Annotated in this window: 20 protein-coding genes; 11 read left to right on the top strand and 9 right to left on the bottom strand. The window is 56.0% G+C overall.

Going from position 1 to position 22,569, the window contains the following annotated elements:
• Nucleotide 1: 1 nt before the first annotated feature.
• Nucleotides 2–1,726 (bottom strand): acetolactate synthase 3 large subunit, encoded by a 1,725-nt coding sequence (locus tag GJQ55_RS02525; protein ID WP_228345945.1) that lies wholly within the window; start codon nucleotides 1,724–1,726, stop codon nucleotides 2–4.
• Between the two features lie 348 nt (nucleotides 1,727–2,074).
• Here GJQ55_RS02525 and GJQ55_RS02520 point away from each other — a divergent pair, with 348 nt between their 5' ends.
• The gene (locus GJQ55_RS02520) at nucleotides 2,075–2,524 is read left to right on the top strand and encodes a DUF4124 domain-containing protein (protein ID WP_228345944.1); all 450 of its coding nucleotides are present in this window, start codon (nucleotides 2,075–2,077) and stop codon (nucleotides 2,522–2,524) included.
• Nucleotides 2,525–2,533: 9 nt separating this feature from the next.
• Here the strand turns inward: GJQ55_RS02520 and pgeF are convergent, their stop codons facing one another.
• Together pgeF and rluD are read right to left on the bottom strand one after the other, a co-directional pair.
• On the bottom strand, nucleotides 2,534–3,265 hold the full coding sequence (gene pgeF / locus GJQ55_RS02515) for a peptidoglycan editing factor PgeF (RefSeq protein ID WP_420907152.1): 732 nt from the start codon (nucleotides 3,263–3,265) through the stop codon (nucleotides 2,534–2,536).
• On the bottom strand, nucleotides 3,249–4,205 hold the full coding sequence (gene rluD, locus GJQ55_RS02510) for a 23S rRNA pseudouridine(1911/1915/1917) synthase RluD (protein ID WP_228345942.1): 957 nt from the start codon (nucleotides 4,203–4,205) through the stop codon (nucleotides 3,249–3,251). The genes pgeF and rluD overlap by 17 nt, the downstream gene beginning before the upstream one ends.
• Nucleotides 4,206–4,331: 126 nt before the next feature.
• On the opposite strand from rluD, the gene GJQ55_RS02505 reads away from it, so the two are divergent.
• Nucleotides 4,332–5,153, top strand: a complete 822-nt coding sequence (locus GJQ55_RS02505; protein ID WP_228345941.1) for an outer membrane protein assembly factor BamD — start codon at nucleotides 4,332–4,334, stop codon at nucleotides 5,151–5,153.
• 118 nt (nucleotides 5,154–5,271) lie between these two features.
• Here the strand turns inward: GJQ55_RS02505 and GJQ55_RS02500 are convergent, their stop codons facing one another.
• Nucleotides 5,272–6,894, bottom strand: coding sequence for an NAD+ synthase (locus GJQ55_RS02500; protein WP_228345940.1), 1,623 nt, complete (start codon nucleotides 6,892–6,894; stop codon nucleotides 5,272–5,274).
• Between the two features lie 94 nt (nucleotides 6,895–6,988).
• On the opposite strand from GJQ55_RS02500, the gene GJQ55_RS02495 reads away from it, so the two are divergent.
• From GJQ55_RS02495 to GJQ55_RS02450, 9 genes are all read left to right on the top strand, one after another.
• Nucleotides 6,989–8,542 (top strand): sensor histidine kinase, encoded by a 1,554-nt coding sequence (locus tag GJQ55_RS02495; RefSeq protein ID WP_228345939.1) that lies wholly within the window; start codon nucleotides 6,989–6,991, stop codon nucleotides 8,540–8,542.
• A complete protein-coding gene (locus GJQ55_RS02490; RefSeq protein ID WP_228345938.1) occupies nucleotides 8,539–9,858 on the top strand; it encodes a sigma-54-dependent transcriptional regulator in 1,320 nt (439 codons plus the stop codon). Before GJQ55_RS02495 ends, GJQ55_RS02490 begins: the two co-directional genes overlap by 4 nt.
• Nucleotides 9,859–9,994: 136 nt before the next feature.
• Nucleotides 9,995–10,543, top strand: coding sequence for a GspH/FimT family pseudopilin (locus GJQ55_RS02485; protein WP_228345937.1), 549 nt, complete (start codon nucleotides 9,995–9,997; stop codon nucleotides 10,541–10,543).
• A gap of 141 nt (nucleotides 10,544–10,684) precedes the next feature.
• The gene (locus tag GJQ55_RS02480) at nucleotides 10,685–11,245 is read left to right on the top strand and encodes a pilus assembly PilX family protein (protein WP_228345936.1); all 561 of its coding nucleotides are present in this window, start codon (nucleotides 10,685–10,687) and stop codon (nucleotides 11,243–11,245) included.
• A gap of 46 nt (nucleotides 11,246–11,291) precedes the next feature.
• Nucleotides 11,292–14,429 (top strand): PilC/PilY family type IV pilus protein, encoded by a 3,138-nt coding sequence (locus GJQ55_RS02475; protein ID WP_228345935.1) that lies wholly within the window; start codon nucleotides 11,292–11,294, stop codon nucleotides 14,427–14,429.
• Nucleotides 14,430–14,432: 3 nt separating this feature from the next.
• Nucleotides 14,433–14,906 carry a GspH/FimT family pseudopilin gene (locus GJQ55_RS02470; protein WP_228345934.1) on the top strand — a complete coding sequence of 158 codons (474 nt, stop codon included), beginning with the start codon at nucleotides 14,433–14,435 and terminating at the stop codon, nucleotides 14,904–14,906.
• The gene (pilV, locus tag GJQ55_RS02465) at nucleotides 14,894–15,466 is read left to right on the top strand and encodes a type IV pilus modification protein PilV (RefSeq protein ID WP_228345933.1); all 573 of its coding nucleotides are present in this window, start codon (nucleotides 14,894–14,896) and stop codon (nucleotides 15,464–15,466) included. The genes GJQ55_RS02470 and pilV overlap by 13 nt, the downstream gene beginning before the upstream one ends.
• Nucleotides 15,463–16,308, top strand: a complete 846-nt coding sequence (locus GJQ55_RS02460; RefSeq protein WP_228345932.1) for a PilW family protein — start codon at nucleotides 15,463–15,465, stop codon at nucleotides 16,306–16,308. Before pilV ends, GJQ55_RS02460 begins: the two co-directional genes overlap by 4 nt.
• Before the next feature lie 11 nt (nucleotides 16,309–16,319).
• A complete protein-coding gene (locus GJQ55_RS02450) occupies nucleotides 16,320–16,724 on the top strand; it encodes a type IV pilin protein (RefSeq protein WP_275944428.1) in 405 nt (134 codons plus the stop codon).
• A 24-nt stretch (nucleotides 16,725–16,748) separates the two neighbouring features.
• On the opposite strand, the gene ispH is transcribed toward GJQ55_RS02450, so the two are convergent.
• Genes ispH through ribF form a run of 5 tightly spaced genes read right to left on the bottom strand, consistent with a single transcriptional unit; the run spans nucleotide 16,749 to nucleotide 22,529 of the window.
• Nucleotides 16,749–17,699 (bottom strand): 4-hydroxy-3-methylbut-2-enyl diphosphate reductase, encoded by a 951-nt coding sequence (gene ispH / locus GJQ55_RS02445; RefSeq protein WP_228345931.1) that lies wholly within the window; start codon nucleotides 17,697–17,699, stop codon nucleotides 16,749–16,751.
• Entirely contained in the window at nucleotides 17,689–18,132 is a 444-nt protein-coding gene (fkpB, locus tag GJQ55_RS02440) for an FKBP-type peptidyl-prolyl cis-trans isomerase (RefSeq protein WP_228345930.1), read from the bottom strand. The genes ispH and fkpB overlap by 11 nt, the downstream gene beginning before the upstream one ends.
• Nucleotides 18,133–18,153: 21 nt before the next feature.
• Complete coding sequence (lspA, locus tag GJQ55_RS02435) at nucleotides 18,154–18,651, bottom strand: signal peptidase II (RefSeq protein ID WP_228345929.1); 498 nt, start codon at nucleotides 18,649–18,651, stop codon at nucleotides 18,154–18,156.
• Nucleotides 18,651–21,545, bottom strand: coding sequence for an isoleucine--tRNA ligase (gene ileS / locus GJQ55_RS02430; RefSeq protein ID WP_228345928.1), 2,895 nt, complete (start codon nucleotides 21,543–21,545; stop codon nucleotides 18,651–18,653). The genes lspA and ileS overlap by 1 nt, the downstream gene beginning before the upstream one ends.
• A 33-nt stretch (nucleotides 21,546–21,578) precedes the next feature.
• Entirely contained in the window at nucleotides 21,579–22,529 is a 951-nt protein-coding gene (ribF, locus tag GJQ55_RS02425) for a bifunctional riboflavin kinase/FAD synthetase (protein ID WP_228345927.1), read from the bottom strand.
• Nucleotides 22,530–22,569 lie beyond the last annotated feature (40 nt).

The following is a 22,569-nucleotide window of genomic DNA, read 5'->3' as shown; positions in this document are numbered from 1 at the left end:
ATCAGGTCCGCTCCGTCTTGCTCAGCCACATATCACGCATGGAGCCAGCCGGCACCTGCATCGGGTACACGTGTTCTTCCGGGTCGACAGCGACATCGAGGAACACCAGACGGCCATTGTATTTACCAAAGGTATCTTCCAGCGCCTGTGGCAGCTGATCGCGGGTTTCCACACGCATACCAACATGGCCATAGGCTTCTACCAGCTTGATGAAGTCCGGCAGCGATTCCATGTAGGAGTGTGAGTGACGGCCTTCGTAGTTCATATCCTGCCACTGACGCACCATGCCCAGCGAGCCGTTGTTCAGACACAGGATTTTTACCGGAATGCCGTACTGCAGACAGGTGGAAAGTTCCTGAATGTTCATCTGGATGGAGCCTTCACCGGTAACGCACACCACCATTTCTTCCGGGAAGTTCATTTTAATGCCCATGGCGGCCGGGAAGCCGAAGCCCATGGTGCCCAGACCACCGGAGTTGATCCAGCGGTTCGGTTTATCAAATTTGTAGTACTGGGCGGCAAACATCTGATGCTGGCCCACATCGGAAGTAACGTAGGCGTCGCCTTTGGTGGCGGTCCACATGGCTTCGATCACTTCCTGCGGTTTCATCAGGCCGTTGTCGTTTTTCTCATAACGCATGGCGTGACGCGGACGCCATTCATTAATTTGTTTCCACCAGGCGGCAATAGCTTCGGCATCCGGCGTTTCTTTGCTTTCATCCAGCAACGCCACCATTTCATCCAGTACGTTGCCAACCGGACCAACAATGGGTACATCGGCAACGATGGTTTTGGAAATGGACGATGGATCAATATCAATATGAATGATCTTGGCATCCGGGCAGAACTTGCTGGTGGCGTTGGTAACGCGGTCATCGAAACGCGCACCGATGGCAATGACCACATCGGCATGGTGCATGGCCATGTTGGCTTCGTAAGTACCGTGCATACCCAGCATACCCAGGAAGCGTTCAGCGGTACCCGGATAAGAGCCCAGGCCCATTAAGGTGTTGGTGCAGGGGAAATTCAGACGATCGACCAGCGCGCGCAGTTTGTCGGAGCTGCGGTCAAGAATAACGCCGCCGCCGGCATAAATAATCGGACGCTTGGCGGCCAGCATTAACTCAACGGCTTTTTTGATCTGACCGGAATGACCACGCTGCGGCGGCGTGTAAGAACGCAGTTTTACTTTCTGCGGGTACGCATACTCGTAGCGCTCGTTCGGCATGGTCATGTCTTTCGGAATGTCGATAACTACCGGGCCGGGACGGCCGGTGCTGGCGATATGAAAGGCCTTGGCGACGATTTCCGGAATATCTTCCGGACGACGCACGGCAAAGCTGTGCTTCACGATCGGGCGCGACAGACCCAGCATGTCGGTTTCCTGGAAGGCATCGTCGCCCACCAGATAGCTCATAACCTGGCCGGAAATCACGACCATGGGAATAGAATCGGTATAAGCCGTGGCGATACCGGTAATGGTATTGGTTGCACCCGGACCAGAGGTGACCATCACCACACCCGGCTTACCAGTCGCCCGAGCGTAGCCATCGGCCATGTGCGCAGCCGCCTGCTCGTGGCGCACCAGTACGTGTTTCACGGCACTTTGTTTGTACAGGGCATCATAAACGTGCAGCAGGGAGCCGCCCGGGTAACCATAAATATATTCAACGCCCGATTCATGCAGTGCACGAACCAACATTTCTCCGCCGGAAAGTAATTCCACCGTACTATCCTCTCTCACAGGCTCCCGCAGCGGGAGCGTGGGTAACTGAAATAAGTGTGATAGCGGGCCGCATCTGCTGTGCGTCCCGTTCAGGCTGGATGATTAACTCGTAGTTTCTCATCAGAATTCCGCGCCTGGTCGAGGCTGGCGGATCTGACCGGGGCAGAGGATAACTGCCCAGAGGCTGTTATTGACCGCAGCGGGGCACAGGGTGGCGGCGCAGGCTGTCGATCAAAAGCCCGGCAATTCTAGCATTTCCGACTTTGATGTCCAGCTGAATCCTTGACAAATCCGGCGCATTTAAGGAGCCTCAGCGCATTGATTTATTCATTGGATGAGTACCCGCTTATGCGCTCTGTTCTGTTGCTGATTACCGCTCTGTTGTTGTCCACCGCACCGGCTCAGGCCGAAAAAATTTACCGCTGGACCGACGCCGATGGGCAAGTGCATTTTGGCAGCCAGCCACCGCGGGAAGTTAACCTGCAAGCTGAAAGCGTTGAACTGCGCGTGCAGCGCGGTGCCACCCCGGCCAGCGCCGAGGCAGCCCAGCCCACAACAGAAGCTGCAGCCGCGGCCCGGGAAACCACGGCCAGCAAACCGGTAGCACTGCAGCCCAGCGTCAGCAAAGAACAGGCGGAAAAGAACTGCCAGCAGGCACGGGAATACAAGCAGGCGCTGAATGAAGCCGCTAACCGCCGCTTCCAGATGCCGGATGGCAGTTTCCGGCCACTCACCAGCGCCGAGCGGGACGAGCAAAACAAAGACGTGGATGAGCTGATCCGCCAGTATTGCCGCTAAAAAAACAGCTTACAGGCGCCAGATCAGGCTGGCCTGACGGCCGGTAACGGCCTGACGACGATAGGAATAAAACTGCTGTGCGTCACGAAAGGTACAGTGCTCACCGCCATGAATATGAACCACGCTGGCACGCTGCAATTGTTGGCGCGCCAGCTGGTATAAATCGGCAAAATAACGATCGCCCGTACCGGGGCGGAAGCAGTCTGCTGAGGCCCAGGAAAAAGCGGCTTTTACCTCTGGTCCAACTTCAAAATGCCCGGCACTGATAGCCGGCCCCAGATACACCAGCACCTGTTCAGGGTCAGCAAACTGCTGCAGGGTTTTCAATAACACGCCGGCGGCCAGCCCCCGCCAGCCCGCATGCGCCGCCGCGACTTGTGAGCCATCGGCCGCACAAAACAGCACCGGCAGACAATCGGCGGTAAGCACGGCACAGGCCAGACCTTTTTCCCGGGTAAATTGCGCATCAGCGACCGGCACCACGGTACCACCACAGGCCGCTACCACGGCGGTGCCATGCACCTGATTCAGCCATTGAATGCTGCGCACCCCCGGCAGCTGTTGCCATAACAGCTGGCGGTTATGCACCACGGCAGCCGGCTGGTCGCCAACGTGCGTGGCCAGATTATTGCTGTCAAAAGGGGCGGCAGAAATACCGCCGCTGCGCTGGGTAACCACCGCCCGCACATTGGCCGGCAACGGCCAGGCAGGGGTAAAAAAAGCGTCAGTCACGGGCGGCATCGGCTTCCAGCACATCGAGCAGGTGCACAAAGTCGTCCGGCAGGTCCACTTCCCACTCCATCCATTCTTCGGTGTCCGGATGCAGCAGGCCGAGCTTGCGCGCGTGCAATGCCTGACGGCCAAAATGCAGCAGGGTTTCCCGCAGTTCCGGGCCGATGCCTTTGGTTAAACGGGTACGCGGCGCATAGGTGGAATCACCCACCAGCGGGTAACCGATGTGTGCCATGTGCACGCGGATCTGGTGCGTGCGGCCGGTTTCCAGTTTTACGCGGATATGGGTGTGGGTCGGGAAACGCTTCAGCACCCGGTAATGGGTTACGGCTTCTTTACCCATCGGATTCACCGCCATTTTGGTGCGCTGGGTGCCGTGGCGACCAATGGGTTCTTCAATGGTGCCACCGCCGGTCATGTAGCCCTGCACCACGGCTTCGTATTCGCGCCCCATGCTGCGGTCCTGCAGCTGCCCCACCAGATGATGCTGAGCCGGCAGGGTTTTGGCCACCACCATCAGGCCGGTGGTGTCTTTGTCGAGCCGGTGCACAATGCCGGCGCGGGGAATATTGGCCAGTTCCGGATAACGATGCAGCAAGCCATTCAGCAAGGTGCCTTCATAATTGCCGGCGGCCGGATGTACCACCAGCCCCGCCGGTTTGTTAATCACCAGAATCTGATCGTCTTCGTAGATGATATCCAGCGGGATATCTTCCGCCTGCCAGTCGCCTTCGGGCGTCAGTTCGGCCTGCAATTCCAGTGTTTCACCGCCGACCAGTTTGTCGCGGCCCCGGCGTACTTCGCCATTCACCAGCAGCTGGCCGTCTTTAATCCACTGCTGCAGACGCGAACGGGAATAATCGGGAAAGAGTTCGGCGGCGATCTGGTCGAAGCGGCGGTTGCCCATGTCGTAGGGAACTTCTGCGCGGTGTGCTATCTGAGTGTTCATAAAGTTTCTGGCATGCTGGGGTGGGCCTGCAAGCGCGGAATAACCAGTGCCCATGTTGGGGCTGCCCGGCGTCTGTGCTTTAATACGGCATTTCGCCAAGTATATAGATAATCAGGAATGCACTCCATGAACTCCCGCTGGCTGCTGGTTGTTTTTACCCTGTTACTCACCGCCTGTTCCGGCAATCCCAACCGCAACCAGGAACTGACTGAGCAGGAATATTATCAGCAGGCGCGTGAAGCGCTCGCCAATGAAAACTTTATTATTGCGCAGGAACGCCTGCGCGAGCTGGAATCCCGCTACCCGTTCGGGGTATATGCCGAACAGGCCCAGCTGGAAATGATTTACGCCCAGTACAAACTGTCTGATCTGGAAGCGGTGCTGGCCACCACCGAGCGCTTTATCCGTCTGCATCCGCTGCATGAACAGGTCGATTACGCTTATTACATGCGCGCACTGGCCACCTATGAAATGGGTTTTGTCTTTTCCGAGCGCTATTTTGACCACGACGTTGCCCGCCGTGATCCAACCCCGCTGCGCGATGCCTTTGCCCATTTTGCGGAACTGCTGCAGCGCTACCCCGACAGCCCTTACACTGCCGATGCCCGCGCCCGTATGGTGTATATCAAACAGCGTCTGGCCTCCCATGAAGTGGGCGTGGCGCGCTATTTAATGAAGCGTCATTCTTTTATTGCCGCGGCCAACCGGGCTAATACCGTATTGCTGAATTACCAGGGTACTCCGGCGGTGGCCGAAGCACTGGCGCTGCAGGTGGAAGCCTATGGCTACCTGAATATGACCGAAGAAGCAGCCAAAGCGCTGGCCCTGCTGCAACTGAACCACCCGGATCACCCGCAACTGCAGAATGGCGAATTCGTGGAATCCGGCCTGGCCATGACCGACCGCCGCTCGTTCTGGAATATCATCAGCTTTGGGTTGATTGATTAATGCGGGACGCTTAACGGGAGACGGGAGACGCTGAACAAGCCAGCACTGTGTGCTGAATGCCTGACGCTTGGATGGGAGACGCAAACCGTCTCCCATCCAAACGTCTCCCGTCTCGCCCTCAGATCCCCGCCTTCCAGCCATTGACCACCGGATAACGCCGGTCGCGGCCAAAACCGCGCTGACTGACCCGCACTCCAATCGGCGCCTGCCGGCGTTTGTATTCATTAATATCCACCAGCCGGATAACCCGCAACACATCCTCGGCCGCAAAGCCGTCCGCGATAATGGCATCGGCGCTCAGGTCCTGCTCGATGTAGCGCGCCAGAATGGCATCCAGCACTGTGTAGGGCGGCAGGTTGTCTTCGTCTTTCTGATCCGGCGCCAGTTCCGCTGACGGCGGCCGCTCCATTACCCGCTGCGGAATCACCGGGCTTAAGCCGTTACGGTACGCTGCCAGCGCAAACACCTGGGTTTTGTAAACATCTTTCAACGCGCAGTAGCCACCCGCCATATCGCCGTACAGGGTGCTGTAGCCCACCGCCGATTCGCTCTTGTTACTGGTGGTCAGCACCATGGCGCCGCTTTTGTTCGACAACGCCATCAACAGCACGCCACGACAGCGGGCCTGCAGATTCTGTTCGGTGGTATCAACCGGTAACCCGGCAAACTCGCCGGCCAGCTGCTGCATAAAGGCGTTGTACATGGGCTCAATGGAAATCGAGCTGTATTCCACGCCCATAATGCTTGCCTGCTCAGCGGCATCGGCCTTGCTGATATCCGAGGTGTAAGCGAACGGCATCATCACCGCCTTTACCCGCTCAGCGCCTAAGGCATCGACGGCAATGGCCAGGGTTAACGCCGAATCAATACCGCCGGATAACCCCAGCAACACGCCAGGAAAACGGTTTTTTTCCACATAATCACGCACGCCACACACCAGCGCCTGATACAGGCTGCCGAGGGTATCGGTATGCGCTTCAGCACTGGCGGTCAGCGCACTCAGTTGCCCCTGCTGCCAGCGCACCAGCCCTAACGCTTCCGCATAGGCGGGCAGCTGCAGTACCGGCTCGCCGGTGGCAGAAATGGCAAACGAGGCGCCATCAAACACCAGTTCATCCTGACCTCCGACCTGATTCACATAGAGCAACGACAGGTTGTGGCGGCGGGCGTGGCTGGCCAGTAAATTCACCCGTTCGCTGTGTTTGCCCTGATGGAACGGCGAGGCATTGATATTCAGAACCAGATCGGCACCGGCCGCGGCCGCCTGGGCCACCGGCTGCTTATGCCAGATATCTTCGCAAACCGTCAGCGCCAGTTTATGGCCGCGCCAGTCAATCACACAGGGCTGGTCGCCAACACTGAAATAGCGGTGTTCATCAAATACCTGATAACTGGGCAGGCACTGCTTGGCATACCGCCCCAGACATTCGCCGCCATGCCAGAAACCGGCGCAGTTAAACAGCTGGCCGTTTTCGCGCCAGGGGAAGCCCAGCACAATGGCAATATCCTGACTGGCGGCGGCAATCTGCTGCAGCCCCTGCTCTACCCGGGTTTGCAGGCTGGGACGCAGCAATAAATCTTCCGGTGGGTAACCGGTTAAGGCGAGTTCGGAAAAAACAATCAGGTCGGCGCCCTGCTGCTGCGCCTGACGGCTGAGTTCAACAATACGCTGCGCATTGCCGGCAATGTCGCCGACCAGAAAATTCTGCTGCGCCAGCGCCATAACGAGTGACTGAGACATATTCCCGGATTACCCTGATGAGTGGTGGCATATTGTCGAAAAATTCCCCGGTCGGTGCAATGCAACCAATACCGGCCTGCAGTAAGGAGCAACTGTGAAAGCCTGGTTTTCCGGCGGCATGATCGTACGCGGCAAACAACTGCTGCAATTGTACAGCTATTATTCCCTGCTGTTGGCATTGCTACTGATGATTACAGCCGGCCTCGACCGCAGCGGTACCTTTGTCGGCAATGTCCGGCCGGTGCTGATGCTCAGTGCGGCCAGCGCCTATGTGGTGGTGGCGGCCTTATTTGCCGCCCTGGCCAGCCGCCGGCCCGACCCGCAGGCCGCTGTCGGTTATGTGTTTGTGGAAGTCGCCCTGCTGGCGGCCATGATGCTGGCCTCCGGTGGCCTCGGCTCCGGTTTCTCCAGTTTATTATTGATTCCCCTGGTTATTTCCAACCTGCTGGCGCCCGGAGTGCTGGGGTTTGGCGTGGCCGCCTGGATTACCCTGGCGGTGTTTTATACCGAATATATTCAGCCGCAGGACATTAATGCCGCCGAGGTGGTGCGGGCCGGTTCGTACGGCCTGCTGGCCTTTGTGCTGGCCATTCTGACGCAGGGTGTATCACGCCGGCTGAACAGTGCCCTGAGTCTGGCCTCCGAACAGGCCAGCCATTTACGCCGCCTGCAACGCTTCAGCCAGCAGGCACTGCTGGATATGCCCGATGGCATTATTGCCTGTGATCCGGGCCACAAAATCCTGCTGCTGAATGAACGCGCCGGCCAATGGTTTAACCTGCAACAGGGTGATATTTTGCCCGCTGACCTGCGGTTTTATGGCGAACAGAAACTGCTGGAACATCACGGCGAAAATCTGCTGCTGCGCAAAGTGGCGGTTGGTCATCCCGACAGTGGTGATTATTTGCTGGAAATTGAAGACAGTGCCCGCCTGGCCGCCGAGGCCCAGCAAATAAAACTGGCTTCTCTGGGACGTCTGACTGCCTCCATCGCCCATGAAATCCGCAACCCGCTCAGCGCCCTGCGCCAGGCCGCACAATTGCTGGAAGAAACGCCGTATTTGCAGGAAAGTGAAAAACAATTAACCCAGATTATTGAGCAGCATTGCCTGCGCATTAACCGCACCATTGAAGATGTGCTGCAACTGTCCCGGCGCGGCAAATCCAGTATTGAAACGCTGCGTTTAGCACCCTGGCTGACACACTTTACCGGCCAGTTCAAAGCGCAGCACAGCGCCGTGCCGTTCCATCTGGATCTGCACTGCAGCGACGATATTCTGGTGCGTTTTGATGCCGACCATCTGCAACAGATTCTGCATAATTTATGCGCCAACGCCTTACGCTACGCCTGCCGCCACAGCGGCAACAATGCCCGCCTGCACATCGTGGCAGTGGCCTTGCGCACGCACAAAGTACAACTGGATATTATGGATAACGGCGGTGGTGTCAGTGCCGAACAATTACCACATTTATTTGAACCATTTCATACCAGCGAGCACAACGGCACCGGCCTCGGCTTGTATTTATGCCGTGAATTGTGTGAAGCCAACGAAGCCCGCATTCAGTATTATCCGGTGGCCGGTGGCGCCTGTTTCCGCCTCACCCTGAACACACCGGCCGATATTCACAGCCCAGGACTTTCCGCATGACCCGATTCAGAGCGTTGATTATTGACGATGAAGCCGACATCCGCACCCTGGTGGCCATGACCCTGAACCGCATGGAGCTGGAATGTTTTCAGGCCGGCTCGGTCGCCGAAGCGCGTCAGCAACTGCAGCAACGCAGTTACCATTTCTGCATTACCGATATGAAACTGCCGGATGGTAACGGGCTGGATTTAATTCAGCTGTGTCAGCAGAAATTTCCCGACATGCCGGTGGCCATGATTACCGCTTACGGCAATATGGAACTGGGCGTCAGCGCCATGAAAGCCGGCGCCTTCGATGTGGTGGCCAAACCCATTGATACCGAACGGCTGCGCCAGCTGGCCCGCCAGGCACTGCAACTGAGCAAAGTACCGGTGCACCTGGAAACCCTGCCGTCGGCTATTGGGCTGATTGGTGATTCCGCACCGATGCAAAGCCTGAAAGAACAGATTTTTAAAGTTGCCCGCACCCAGGCACCCGTGTTTATTTTCGGCGAAGATGGCAGCGGCAAAGAGCTGACCGCGCGCCTGATTCACCACCAGAGCAGCCGTGCACAGCGGCCGCTGGTATCACTGTCCTGCCGGGAACATTCACCAGCCGAGCTGGAACAGGCCTTGTTTGGTGAACATAACCCCGCCGATGGCCTGCTGTATGCGGCCGATGGCGGTACGCTGCTGTTAACCGACATTGACCAGCTGCCCCCCGAATGCCAGGGCCGTCTGCTGCGTGTGCTGCAGGATAAAACCCTTAGTGATCCGCGGCAGGAGCAACACCTGGCTGCCGACTTCCGCCTGCTCAGCGCCAGCGACAAAGACCTGAGCCAGCTGGTACAACAAGGGCAGTTCCGCCAGGACCTGCTGTTCCGCCTGAATGTCATTACCCTGAACGTCCCGGCGCTGCGCGAACACTCGCAGGATATCCCGCTGCTGGCCAACCATTTTATGCGCCTGTATTGCCGCCAGTGGAGTATGCCGGAACTGACCCTGCAGGCCGACGCGCTGGATGCACTGCAACACTATGCTTTTCCCGGCAATGTCAGCGAGCTGGAAAACCTGCTGCAACGGGTGGTGACACTGGCCGAGGGCGACAGCATCAGCGCCGCTGATCTGCAATTACAAACCGGCCCACAAGAGCTGATGCCAGCGGTTCAGGGCCGCATCGACACCAGCAACCTGGAAGATTACCTGGAAAACATTGAACGCCGCGCCATTACCCAGGCCTTAACGGCCACCCGCTGGAATAAAACCGCCGCCGCCGAAAAACTGGGCATCAGTTTCCGCGCCCTGCGTTATCGCTGTAAAAAGCTGGGGATTGACTAAGGAGCCTCAGTCATCGGTAGCAGAGCCACCAGCCGGTTGTCTGGTTTGTAACAACGGCTAAATACGCAGACGGTGCGAGTGACACTGAATGCCCAGCGGTTAAGGTAAAACCTCCTGTTGCAGCCAGGAGGCAGGCATGCCGGTAACAAAAGGATTTACCCTGATTGAACTGCTGATTGTCAGTGCCATCATGGCACTGACGCTGCTGGTAGGCTTACCGGCATGGCAGGAATTCCAGCACGCCAATCGCGCCCGGCAAGACATAATCCACCTGAAAATTCTGCTGCACAGCAGCCGCGAACAGGCCGTTCATCTGGCGGAGAAGATCACCCTCTGCCCACAGAATGCCAACCGGCAATGTACCAATGACTGGAACCTGCCACTAATGGTGTTCAACGACCGCAACAACAACCAACAGCTGGATCCGGACGAAACACTGCTGAATCAGGCAACCGCTGGCCACAGCAACAGCCTGCGCCACTTCAGCGGCCAGGTGATCAGCTTTGATGCGCGCGGATTTGCCGGTTTTAATACCGGCTCATTCAGCTACTGCTACCAGTCGGCACAGATACACAGCGCCAGCTTTGTAATCTCCCGGTTGGGCCGTATCCGGCGGGGCGGCGACAGCAATAACGACGGTATTGCCGAGCTGGCTTCCGGACAAAACGTGCCATGCCCCAGCTGAGGCTGAGGCCTGCGTCACAGTCCTGTGGTTCGGTACGCCGCTGATCAACATGAACTCTCCGCTTGTCCGCTGCGTCCTTCTCATTCACCGCGTTATACTTATATTGGTAAAAGTGTAAACAGACTCAATGAGTACCACCGCATGAATATTTCGCAGATGCAGCAACGAGGTTCCGCCCTGATTGTCAGCCTGGTGATTCTGACGGCCATCACCCTCGGCGCCATGGTAGCCATGCAGCGCTCCACCGTGCAGATCCGCATGGTCAGCAACCTGCAGCATCAGCAGGAAATCAGCAATGCCGCACTGGGCACCCTGAATTACCTGTTTTCCCAGATGCTGAACAACGGGGTATTGCAGAAGAACGTCCTGATTGAAGCCGAGGCCCGTTACAAAGCCTCGCTGGTAGAAGATGCCAACGGGGTTAAACCGGCGGCAACCTTTGACCCCTTCGCAGAATTTCAGGGTGCGTTATCACGCCCCGACTTCAAAGCCAAAAGCATCAGCCGCAATAACACCACCATCCAGAACCTGCCGGTTCCGGATGGCAGCCATTTTTACCTGAAAGGCAAAGGCGGTTGCGGCAGTGGTTGCAGCGTGATGCACGCTGCCATTAACACCACGGTGACTGCCAAAAATGGCATGACCCGGAATGAACAGGAAATTGGTGTGCGCCGGATTATTCCTGGCATCAGCAACCAATAAGACGCAACGGATTTTAATTTTTATTGCCGGAACCGAGGAAAACAGCATGAAACTCTACTGGCTTACCTTAATTGCATACGGGCTGTTTACCAGCCAGTTTGTGTATGCGGATGACACCGAAATTTACCGCAACACGGAAAACCGGATTAATCCGAACGTAATCTTCCTGATCGATACCTCGGGTTCTATGGCTTATCGTGCGGCAAGCAATGCACGCCCTAGCGGCAGTGAAAAGACCCGTCTGGATATTGTTAAAAACGCGGCAAAAAGTGCCATTCAGAAACTCGACACATCATTGCCAATTAATATTTCCGTGATGCGTTTTGATGAGAGCTATGCCGCCAGCAGCAACCCAAAGGGTGGTTTTGTTCTGCAGCCCTTTACTGCGACAGACAGCGCCAGCAACAAAAACTTATTGCAAACCCAGATTGATACCATGACGCTGGAGTCGATTGGTGGCGGTACACCGATTACTGAAAGCATGGTTGAGGCTTGGCGGTATATCGCCGGTAAGCGAGCCATTAATGGCGCCCCTGTTGTTGCCCCAAATGTCTGTGTTAAATACGAAGGGAGCTCAAGGAATAGGTACTGTGTTGAATATGGTCCGGGTGAGCTGGATGCCATTGCTACAACAACAAGCGGCAGCGTTTCTTACTACAAACGCAACCCAGGCCCGAACAGAATCGGCAGCCACGCAGATAGCCTGAAAAAAAATGGCTCTTACTATGATTACATCTCGCCGGTAGAAGCTACCTGTCAGAAAAACCATATCGTGCTGTTCACCGATGGTGATGCTTCGGTAGATACTGGTGAAAACGATACGATCAAAGATCTGATTAAAGGCATGAGCATGCCATCCGGCTACAGCACCAACTGTTCTGGTGACGGTGGCTGTGTGGTGCAATTTTCTCACTGGCTGCAACAAACCGACCATTTTAACGATGCCGACATTACAGGCCAGACCGGCAGCGAAATAAAACAAGTGATCAATGTTCATACCGTGGGTGGATTTGGTGCAATTTCTTCTACCGGTAAAAAAATGCTTAATGATATGGCCAAGTATGGCCACCCACAAAATTCAGACCACTTGAATACTGATGGCTCTTCCAAACATTATTATTCTGCCAGTGATGAGGATGCCTTAACCAAAGCACTACTGGAAGTGTTTGGTGGTATTGCCAGCACGGCCGGTAACTTTGCCGCCCCGGCAGTAGCCGTTAACTCGTTTAACAGCCTGGAACACCGTGATGAACTGTACTACTCCGTATTCCAGCCCAGTGAATCGCCCGGCTGGTCAGGTAACATCAAACGCTATCGTATGAACTCAGCCGGTGACATCCTGGATGCCAATGGTAACCCAGCGGTAAACCCGGATACCGGTTTCTTTAAAGACAGTGCCAAAAGTTTCTGGAGCGCCGAAGTTGATGGCGGCATCGTAACCAAGGGTGGCATTGCCAACATGCTGAGCGGTGTGCGCCGGGTGTATACCAATGTTGCCAACAGCAAAACCATCATTCAGGACGCCAATCGTATCCGGGAAACCAACGATGCCATCACCAAAGTCCTGCTGGATGACTTTATGCCCATGGGCACGACCATGTCCGATACCGACCGGACCAATGCCCTGAAATGGGGGCGTGGCCTTGATCCCGCCAGTGGCCAGCCACGTAAAACGTTAGCAGATCCGTTACATGGTACCCCGCTGCTGGTCACCTATCGTGAAGGCACTGCCATTAAAGACGTTCTGTATGCCGGGACCAACTCTGGCTATATTCACGCCTTCGATCCGCAAAAAGATAACGCTCAGGAATTATGGGCCTTTATGCCAAAAGAAATGCTGCCCAATCTGGCGGTATATCAGTCTGGCCTGTCACGGCTGGTCAAAACATACGGCATTGATGGTCCGATGAGCGTATATCACAAAGACACCAACAAAGATCGTATTATTGACAGTGGCGAAACCGCCTATTTAACCGCAGGCATGCGCCGCGGTGGCAGCCATTATTATTTACTGGATATTTCCAGCCGCAATAACCCCACACTGGAAGCCCAGATCAGCGCGGGCAACGCCGGTTTTGAAGAGCTGGGCCAAACCTGGTCACGCATGATGTCAGCCAATGTGCACTGGAACGGCAGAAAAATTCCGGTATTTTTCTTCGGCGGTGGCTATGACCCGGTTGAAGACACCAAAACCACCCGTGGCAATACCGCGACCAAAGGTAACGCCGTGTATATGGTCACCGCTGACAGCAGCGTAACCGGCAAGCCTTTTGATTTATTGTGGAAAGCGACCGGCCGTACCGGCAACCTGAAGGGCATTACCAATACCGATATGAAATCCGGTTTTGCCGGGGATCTGTCACTGGTCGACAACGATGGTGATGGCACGGTGGATCTGGTTTATGGTGCTGATGTCGGCGGCCGGATCTGGCGTTTCGACATTAATAAAGACAACACCGGTGCCAATAGTTTTGCTACTGGTGGCATGCTGGCAGACTTCAATAACGATACCGTTGCCGGCAATATCCGCTTCTACACCCAACCGGATATTTCCTATACCGAATACGGCAAAATTGAAATTGAAGATGCCAACAACCCCGGCACCTTTATTCTGCAAACCCTGGGACGTTACCAGATTGTTATTGGCTCTGGTTTCCGTGCCGGTCCTCTGAGCACTACCGTTAACGACAAAATTTTCGTAATCAATGATTACGATACCGAAAAGGCGCCGGTGGCAGGCTATAACACGCTGAAAATCACCGATCTGGCGGATTACCAGTCGTTCGCAACGACCACTCCGGCGAAACGTACTAATGGTTTCTACTACGACCTGCCAGACGATGGTGAGAAGGTGCTAAGCACCACCATGACCGTGAACGACGTTATTTATGTGCCCACCTTCCGGCCGTCTGATGCCAACATTGAATTTGGTTGCGAACCGGATACCGGTCAGGCACGCCTGATTGTGTTAAAACCGGCAAGCGATCCCTACACCACTGAGCGCATTGAGCTGACCAAAGATCTGAAGCAAGGTGGTATTGTGCCCAAGCCGGTGCTGATTTTCCCACCGACCGATCCGGATAACCCGGGTCCGGTGAAACCAATCATCGCTATTGGTACAGAAACCACACCGCCCGAAGGTGATTTTGATGCCTTCCAGAAAACTTACTGGAGACAGAACTGATCCATGACGTATGCAAAACATGCAGGGGTCACGCTGGTTGAGCTGATGATTGTCATCGCCATTGCCGCCGTCTTATTTTCGGTAGCCGTGCCAGCGATGAACAACATGAGCGTAAATGGTATGGCCGATCGCCTGGCCCGGGAGCTGGAGCTGGACATTCGCTATGCCCGCAGTCAGGCGTCGACACTGGGGCGGCCTGTTACGTTCGAACCGGTTAATGGCTGGCAGGATGGCTGGGTTATTAAAGACAACGCCGTTGAACTGCGCGTACGTAAACACAGCCTGGCGGCGAACGTAATCACCAGTGCCGATATCACTGCCGGAACACCACTGGTGTTTAACGCGGCTGGCCGCTCGGCAGCCGATGCCAGCGTTACCATCAGCGTGCCCGGTTGCACCGGTAACCGGGTCCGCACATTATCGGTCAACCGAATTGGCCAGGTTCAGTTGAGTGGAGTGGCTGCATGTCCGCAATAAAACAACGGGGTTTTAATATGGTGGAGGTGCTGGTAACCATCAGCATCACCACCGTTGGCTTGCTGGGTATCAGCTCGCTGCAGCTGCAGTCTAATCGCGCGGCTCAGGATTCCGGCAACCGCTCGCAGGCGGTCTGGATACTGGAAGATCTGGCTGACCGGATGAATATCAATGCCAGCGGTTTGAATGACTACGCCACGAACGGCAACTATGCCTGCCCTGCTGCCCCGCCCACCATTTGTGCCGATTACCACGATGGCTTCAGTCGAACTGCTGCAGCGAACTGCTCGGCTCAGCAAATTGCCGCCTTCGATTTGTGGGATCTGGTGTGCCAGAAAAACTATGTCGCTAACGGTACTGACGTACGTTCATCCAGTGCTGACTTTATCAGCAATCCGGTACTGAACGTTCAGATTAATGCCGCCCAGCAAAGTGCAACCTTACGGCTTACATGGGACACCAGAACATCGGGAACGGATGATAACGGCAATGCACTTTACATCATTGATGAAAACAATGAGCGCCGGACCGCAACACTGGTACGCGAGGTGCAATTATGAAACGCCTGTCCCGTCAGTCGGGTATGACGCTTATTGAATTAATGCTGGCCAGCGTGCTGAGCGTGATTATTTCGTATTTTATTATGAACATCATGATCACCAGCGCCCGTACGGCGGCTACGTCAGAAGGCCAGGCTCAGGCTCAGGAAACCGGCCGTCTGGTGATGGCCTGGCTGGATGAACAATTGTCAGTAGCTGGCTACAACAGCAACTATCAATCCAGTGAATCGCAATCGCCCATGGCAGTCTTGTGCCAGGCCGGGGCACCCTTGCCGCCAGCCAACAATGCCCATTGCACCTTTGACACCAATGATCACGGCAGCGGTGGCGACCGTATTGCAATCCGCCGCAGTACCGGTGCCCGTGACGGTGTAACGCCACCGGACCGTGATGTACAGACCTGTGCCGGTGAAGCCCTGCCCGCAGCCATTGTTAATAATCAGGAATTTGTAATCGATGTGTATTGGGTTCAGCCCAATACCGGTAACGCCAGTACCACCGATGATTACGAGCTGCGCTGTGCCACTTATGAAGAAAACGGCACCCGCATCGCTGACTCGCAAGCCATTGCCAACGGCGTTGAAAGCCTGCACATTCTGGTCGGCATTGCCGATGCCGATGGCAACCCGCAGCGTTTTGTTGCACCTACCAACGTCACCAACTGGGAGCGCGTAGTCGGTATCCGGGTGGCCATTCTGGCGCGTGAATTTGGTGGCAGCACCTTAACCCCGGATGCCCGCGCTTATGGCCTGCTGGATGCCGATCCGATCACATTTCAGGACGGCGCTGCCCGCTATGTACAGAATGGAACCGTGTGGTTCCCGAACACTAAAAAGCTGTAACAGGAAAAACCATGAAACAATCCGGCATCACTATTCTTGAACTCATGGTCGTATTGGCCATTGTCGCCATTCTGGCCTCAGTTGCTGTGCCTTCGTATCAGAACTACACCATGCGTGCTGACCGCAGCGATGGCCTGGAAAACTTACAGGCACTGCTGAATGCGCAGGAACGCTACTTTGCGGACAATATGGAATATGCCGATACCCTGACCAAGCTGGGTATGGCCACAGCCACCATGACCACACCCAAGGGACATTATGTAATTGGGGTGCAGCGGTGCGGCAACATGGCCTACACCCAGTGCGTACAACTGTACGCGACAGCCCAGGGTAACCAGGCCAAAGATGGTGATCTGATTTTTAACAGCGCCGGTAAGCAGACACGCAAGGTCGGCAGTAAAGAATACGATTTGTAATCAGCCTGAATGACTGCGGCCGGATTATTCTCCGGCCGGATGCAAACGCAATTCTTTCGGCAACGAAAACACCACATTTTCCGGAATGCCGATCAGCTCCTGGGGGGCGTTACCGCCCAGCTCCACCAGCCGCTTAACCACTTCCTGCACCAGCACTTCGGGAGCCGATGCACCGGCAGTAATTCCGACCGAATCAACGCCTTCCAGCCATTGCGGCTGAATTTCCGTCGCGCTGTCGATCAGATAGGCTTTGGCCCCCATACGCTCGCCCAGCTCGCGCAGGCGATTGGAGTTGGAGCTGTTGGGCGACCCCACCACCAGAATCAACTGGTTATCCACGGCTAATTTTTTGACTGCATCCTGACGATTTTGGGTGGCGTAGCAAATATCATCGTGACGCGGGCCCTGAATGTGCGGAAAGGTTTCCCGCAGCGTCTGAATAACCGCCGCAGTATCGTCCATCGACAGGGTTGTCTGGGTAACATAAAAGAGTTTTTGCGGGTTTTTCACCTGCAACTGAAGCACATCAGCCTGATTTTCCACCAGATAAATAGCGCCGCCTTTGCGGTTATCGTACTGGCCCATGGTGCCTTCCACTTCCGGGTGGCCTTTGTGGCCAATCAGAATGCATTCGCTGCCATCGGCGCTGTAACGGCTCACTTCCAGATGCACTTTGGTCACCAGCGGACAGGTAGCATCAAATACGCGCAAACCCCGGTCAGCGGCGTTTTTACGCACCGCCTGTGACACGCCGTGGGCCGAGAAAATAACGATGCTGTTATCCGGCACTTCATCGAGTTCGTCGACAAACACCGCTCCCCGGTCGCGCAGATCGTTCACCACAAATTTGTTGTGCACCACTTCATGGCGCACATAAATCGGCGGTTCAAACAGTTCCAGCGCCCGGTTAACGATATCAATGGCTCGGTCAACGCCGGCACAAAAGCCACGCGGATTGGCCAGCTTAATGTTCATCAGCAACCTCAAGAATCTGCACTTCAAACTGCAGGGTTTTACCGGCCAGCGGATGATTAAAATCGACCGTAACCCAATCACCTTCCACGCGGCTGATTACACCAGGCAATTCTGAGCCCTGAGCATCAGCAAAAGAGACCATCAGGCCGGGGGCAACCGGCATATCCACCGGAAAAGTGCTGCGCTTCATTTCCTGCATGTTCTGCGGATTCGGCTGACCAAAAGCCTTCTCCGGCGGAATACTGAAGGTTTTGTGGTCGCCGGTGGTTAAGCCCAGCAGAAATTCTTCAAAGCCCGGCAGTAAATTGCCATCGCCCAACGCGAAGCGCGCCGGGGTAGCGTCAAAGGTAGAATCCACAACGTCGCCACCGTCCAGACGCAAAGCAAAGTGCATACTGATCTGACTGCCTGGTGCAATAATTCCGATCGACATAGGTTACTCCGGTTAATGGGTTCAGCGGCGCTGCCGCCAGTCGTGCCAGGTTTCGCGGATGACATCCACCACCATCATCACGGCACCGATAGAGATGGCAGAATCGGCAAGGTTAAATGCCGGAAAATAGGCGTTTTGCCAATGCACCGAAATAAAATCAATCACATGGCCAAACAGCACCCGGTCAAATAAGTTACCTAACGCCCCGCCCAGGATCAACGCCAGCGCAGCCGGTAACCACAACAGGGTACGCGGCAGACGGGTAATCCAGACAATCAGCATAATGCTGACAGCCAGTTTAATCGCAGTAAAAAACCAGCGCTGCCAACCGCTCTGGTCGGCCAGAAAACTGAACGCCGCACCCGGGTTATACAGCAGGGTGAAATTCAGCACCGGCAGAATTTCCACCGGCTGCGCGTACACCAGCAACATTTCCGCCAGCTGCTTGGTGGCAATATCCAGTACAAATACCGCCACCGCCAGCCATAACCAGATGGCCGCAGACGCTTGTTTGCTCATCAGGCAAAGCGACGGATTTCGCCGTCACCCTCAACGTTGTCAACACAGCGGGTACAGAGCGTAGGGTGTGCCACATGGCTGCCCACCGAGGCACTGTGGTGCCAGCAGCGTTCGCATTTTTCTTCCTCGGCGACCTGCACCTCAACGCGCAGGCCGGCCAGCTCAGTGTCTTTGCCGCCAGCGGCGCTGAAATCACGGATCTCCACCCCGGAGGTAATCAGCACAAAGCGCAGTTCATCACCCAGTTTTTCCAGCTCGGCTTTTAAGGCCGGCTCGGCGAACAGCACGACGTTGGCACTGAGGCTGGCGCCGATGGTTTTATCGGTACGGGCCTGTTCCAGCACACCGTTCACCGCTTCTTTCACCGCCTGAATGCTGGCCCAGTAAGCAGCTGGCAGCGCTTGCGCGCCGGTATCCGGGAAGCCGGTATACCATTCGGCCAGCAGTACCGACTCTTCCCGTTCACCCGGCAGCAAGTCCCAGATCTCTTCGGCGGTGAACGACAGAATCGGGGCAATCCAGCGCGCCATGGCTTCGGCCACATGGAACAAGGCGGTTTGGGCGCTGCGGCGCGGCAGGCCATCGGCTTTGCAGGTGTACTGACGGTCTTTAATCACATCCAGATAAAAACCGCCCAGCTCGGCCACGCAGAAATTCATCAGGGTTTTGGTCAGGCCTTTAAAGTCATAGTTCTGGTAAAAAACCTGCACTTTGTCCTGCAACTGACGGGTGTAATCCACCATCCAGGCATCCAGCGGCAACAGCTGCTCGCCGGCGACTTTGTCGGTGGCCGGATTAAAGCCGTTGATATTGGCCAGCAGGAAACGACAGGTGTTTCGCACACGCCGATATGCGTCGGCGTTACGTTTCAGAATTTCGTTGGAGACGGTCATTTCACCGCTGTAATCGGTGTCGGCCACCCACCAGCGCAGAATATCGGCGCCCAGCTCGTTGATCACTTTTTGCGGCTCAACGGTATTGCCGAGGGATTTCGACATTTTGCGGCCCTGCGCATCCACGGTAAAACCGTGAGTCAGCACGGTGTGATACGGCGCAGTACCGTAAGCGGCGACACTGGTCAGCAGCGAGCTCTGGAACCAGCCACGGTGCTGGTCAGAACCTTCCAGATACATGGCCGCCGGGAAGCCCAGTTCGTCGCGCTGGCGTAATACCGCACTGTGGGTCACGCCAGAGTCGAACCACACATCCAGGGTATCGGTCACTTTCACATAGTTGGCGGCGTCAGCCCCCAGCAGTTCGGCAGCGTCCAGATCAAACCAGGCATCAATGCCCTGCTGTTCCACTTTTTTCGCCACCTGCTCAATTAATGCCGGGGTATCCGGGTGCAGCGCGCTGGTGTCTTTGTGCACGAACAATGCAATGGGCACGCCCCAGGTACGCTGACGGGAAATACACCAGTCGGGACGGTCGGTCATCATGCCTTCAATACGGGCTTTACCCCAGCCCGGTCGCCATTCAACGCTGTGCTCAACTTCGTGCATGGCCTGCTGCAGCAAACCGGCCTGATGCATGCTGATAAACCACTGCGGCGTGGCGCGGAAAATAATCGGTGTTTTATGGCGCCAGCAGTGCGGATAGCTGTGAGTAATATTTTCTTTTTTCAGCAGCGCATTGTGTTCTGCCAGCAAACCCAGCACGCGGAAATTGCCTTTGTCGGCGGTGCTTAAACCACTGAGTTCCAGCGCATCCAGAGCGGCATTGCTGATGAATTTACCGCTGCCATCCACCAGCATTTCGGCGGCTTTAATGCCGTAATGCTCGGATACCACATAGTCGTCGGCACCGTGCATCGGCGCGGTGTGTACGGCCCCGGTACCGGAGTCGGCGGTCACGTGCTCACCGGTAATCACGGGGACAAATTTTGGCCCGCCACTGACGGCCGGCATAAAGGGATGCTGCACCACAAAAGGCGCGTGTTCCTGACCGCTGAGCTGGCCGAACGCCGCCCCCTGAGCCGTTCCCACCACCTGATAGGCGTCGGCGGCAATGCCATAACGCTGCATGGCACTGGCCACCAGATCGCTGGCCAGCAGCAGAATTTCATCGGCTTCCTGCAGCCACACCAGCGAGTATTCCAGCGTCGGATGCACCGACACCGCTTCGTTGGCCGGCAGCGTCCAGGGCGTGGTGGTCCAGATCACAATGCTCACCGGCTTGCTGGCCAGTGCCGCATCGGCGGCAAATTTTTCCAGCAACGCTTCAGGCGCAGCAAAGGGGAATTTCACATCAATAGCGATGGATTTTTTATCCTGATATTCCACTTCCGCCTCAGCCAGGGCTGAGCCGCAATCGGAACACCAGTTCACCGGTTTAAAGCCTTTGTGCAGATGACCGTTGGCAATGATTTTGCCCAGCGTGCGGATAATGTCGGCTTCAAAATTAAAGTTCATGGTCAGGTAGGGATTTTCCCAGTCACCCAGCACCATTAAACGTTTGAAATCACGGCGCTGACCATCCACCTGACCGGCGGCGTATTCGCGGCAATGCTTGCGGAATTCGCTGGCGCTGACTTTATCGCCCACTTTGCCGACCAGCTCTTCCACTTTCAGTTCGATTGGCAGGCCATGACAATCCCAGCCTGGCACATAGGGGGAATCTTTACCGCTCATGGTCTGGGATTTAACGATCATGTCTTTCAGAATTTTGTTAACCGCATGGCCAATATGAATATTGCCGTTGGCATAGGGCGGGCCATCGTGCAGCACAAAGCGGTCACGGCCGGCACGGGCCTGACGGATTTTCTGATACAGGCCCATCTCTTCCCAGCGCGCCAGCATGGCCGGCTCGCGCTGCGCCAGATTGCCCCGCATCGGGAATTCGGTATCGGGCAGGTTCAGCGTCGCTTTGTACTGGCTTTCCACTTTATCGTTCATAGCTGAGTCACTTTTCTGAAAGTCGTTATTCGGTTAATGGCCGGCCGCAGTGCGGGCCGCAAAATACTGTCGGGCTGCCTGTTTATCGGCGGCGATGGCCTGCTGTAATTCCGCCAGGCCGGCAAATTTTTGTTCATCACGGAGTTTGTGCACAAACTCCACCGTCAGGTGGCGGTGGTAAAGATTGCCGCTGAAATCAAACAGGTGCACTTCCAGCGAAGGTTCCGGCACCCCGGCCACCGTGGGCTTGATACCGCAGTTGGCAACACCGCTAAAGCGGCGCCCGCTTTCCTCTTCGGTCACCTGCACTGCAAACACACCGGTTAAGGGTAACTGGCGGCGGTTAACCATCACATTGGCGGTGGGCGTATCGAGCTGGCGACCCAGCTGACGGCCAAAAGCCACCCGCCCCGACATCCGGTACGGCCGCCCCAGCAGGTGCGCCACCCGGCTGAGATTATTAGCCGAAAGTTCGGTACGCACGCGGGTACTGCTGACGCGCTCACTGTCGAGCTCCAGCGTGGGCGAATCCTGCACCTGAAAACCATGTTGGTGGCCGGCAGCTGCCAGCGCGCGGTAATCACCACTGCGGTCACAGCCAAAGCGGAAATCATCACCGACAATCAGGTGCTTAACCCGTAACGCCTGCAGCAGAATCTGTTCGATAAAGGCCTGCGCCGGCATCGACCGCAGCGCCTGATTGAAAGGCAGACACAACACATAATCGACATGATGGCTGGCCAGATCCTGCAGTTTTTCGCGTAAATTGGCTAACCGGGCCGGCGCCGCCTGCGGGGCGAAAAACTCTTTTGGCTGAGGTTCAAACAGCATCACCAGCGTGGGCACGCCCTGCGCCGCCGCCACGTCTTTCAGCGCCCGCAAAATCCCCTGATGACCCAGGTGCAGACCATCGAAATTACCGATGGTTGCCGCACAACCGCGGAAGTCTGCCGGAATGTTATGGAGCCCACGCAATAGGCGCATCAGCCTTGTCTACCTGCCATTTGAAAGGGCGGAATTATAG

Origin of the sequence: Venatoribacter cucullus, from assembly GCF_016132445.1 — a bacterium.
GTDB classification, from domain to species: Bacteria; Pseudomonadota; Gammaproteobacteria; order Pseudomonadales; family Oceanobacteraceae; genus Venatoribacter; species Venatoribacter cucullus.
This window is presented reverse-complemented; position numbering and strand designations above follow the sequence as displayed.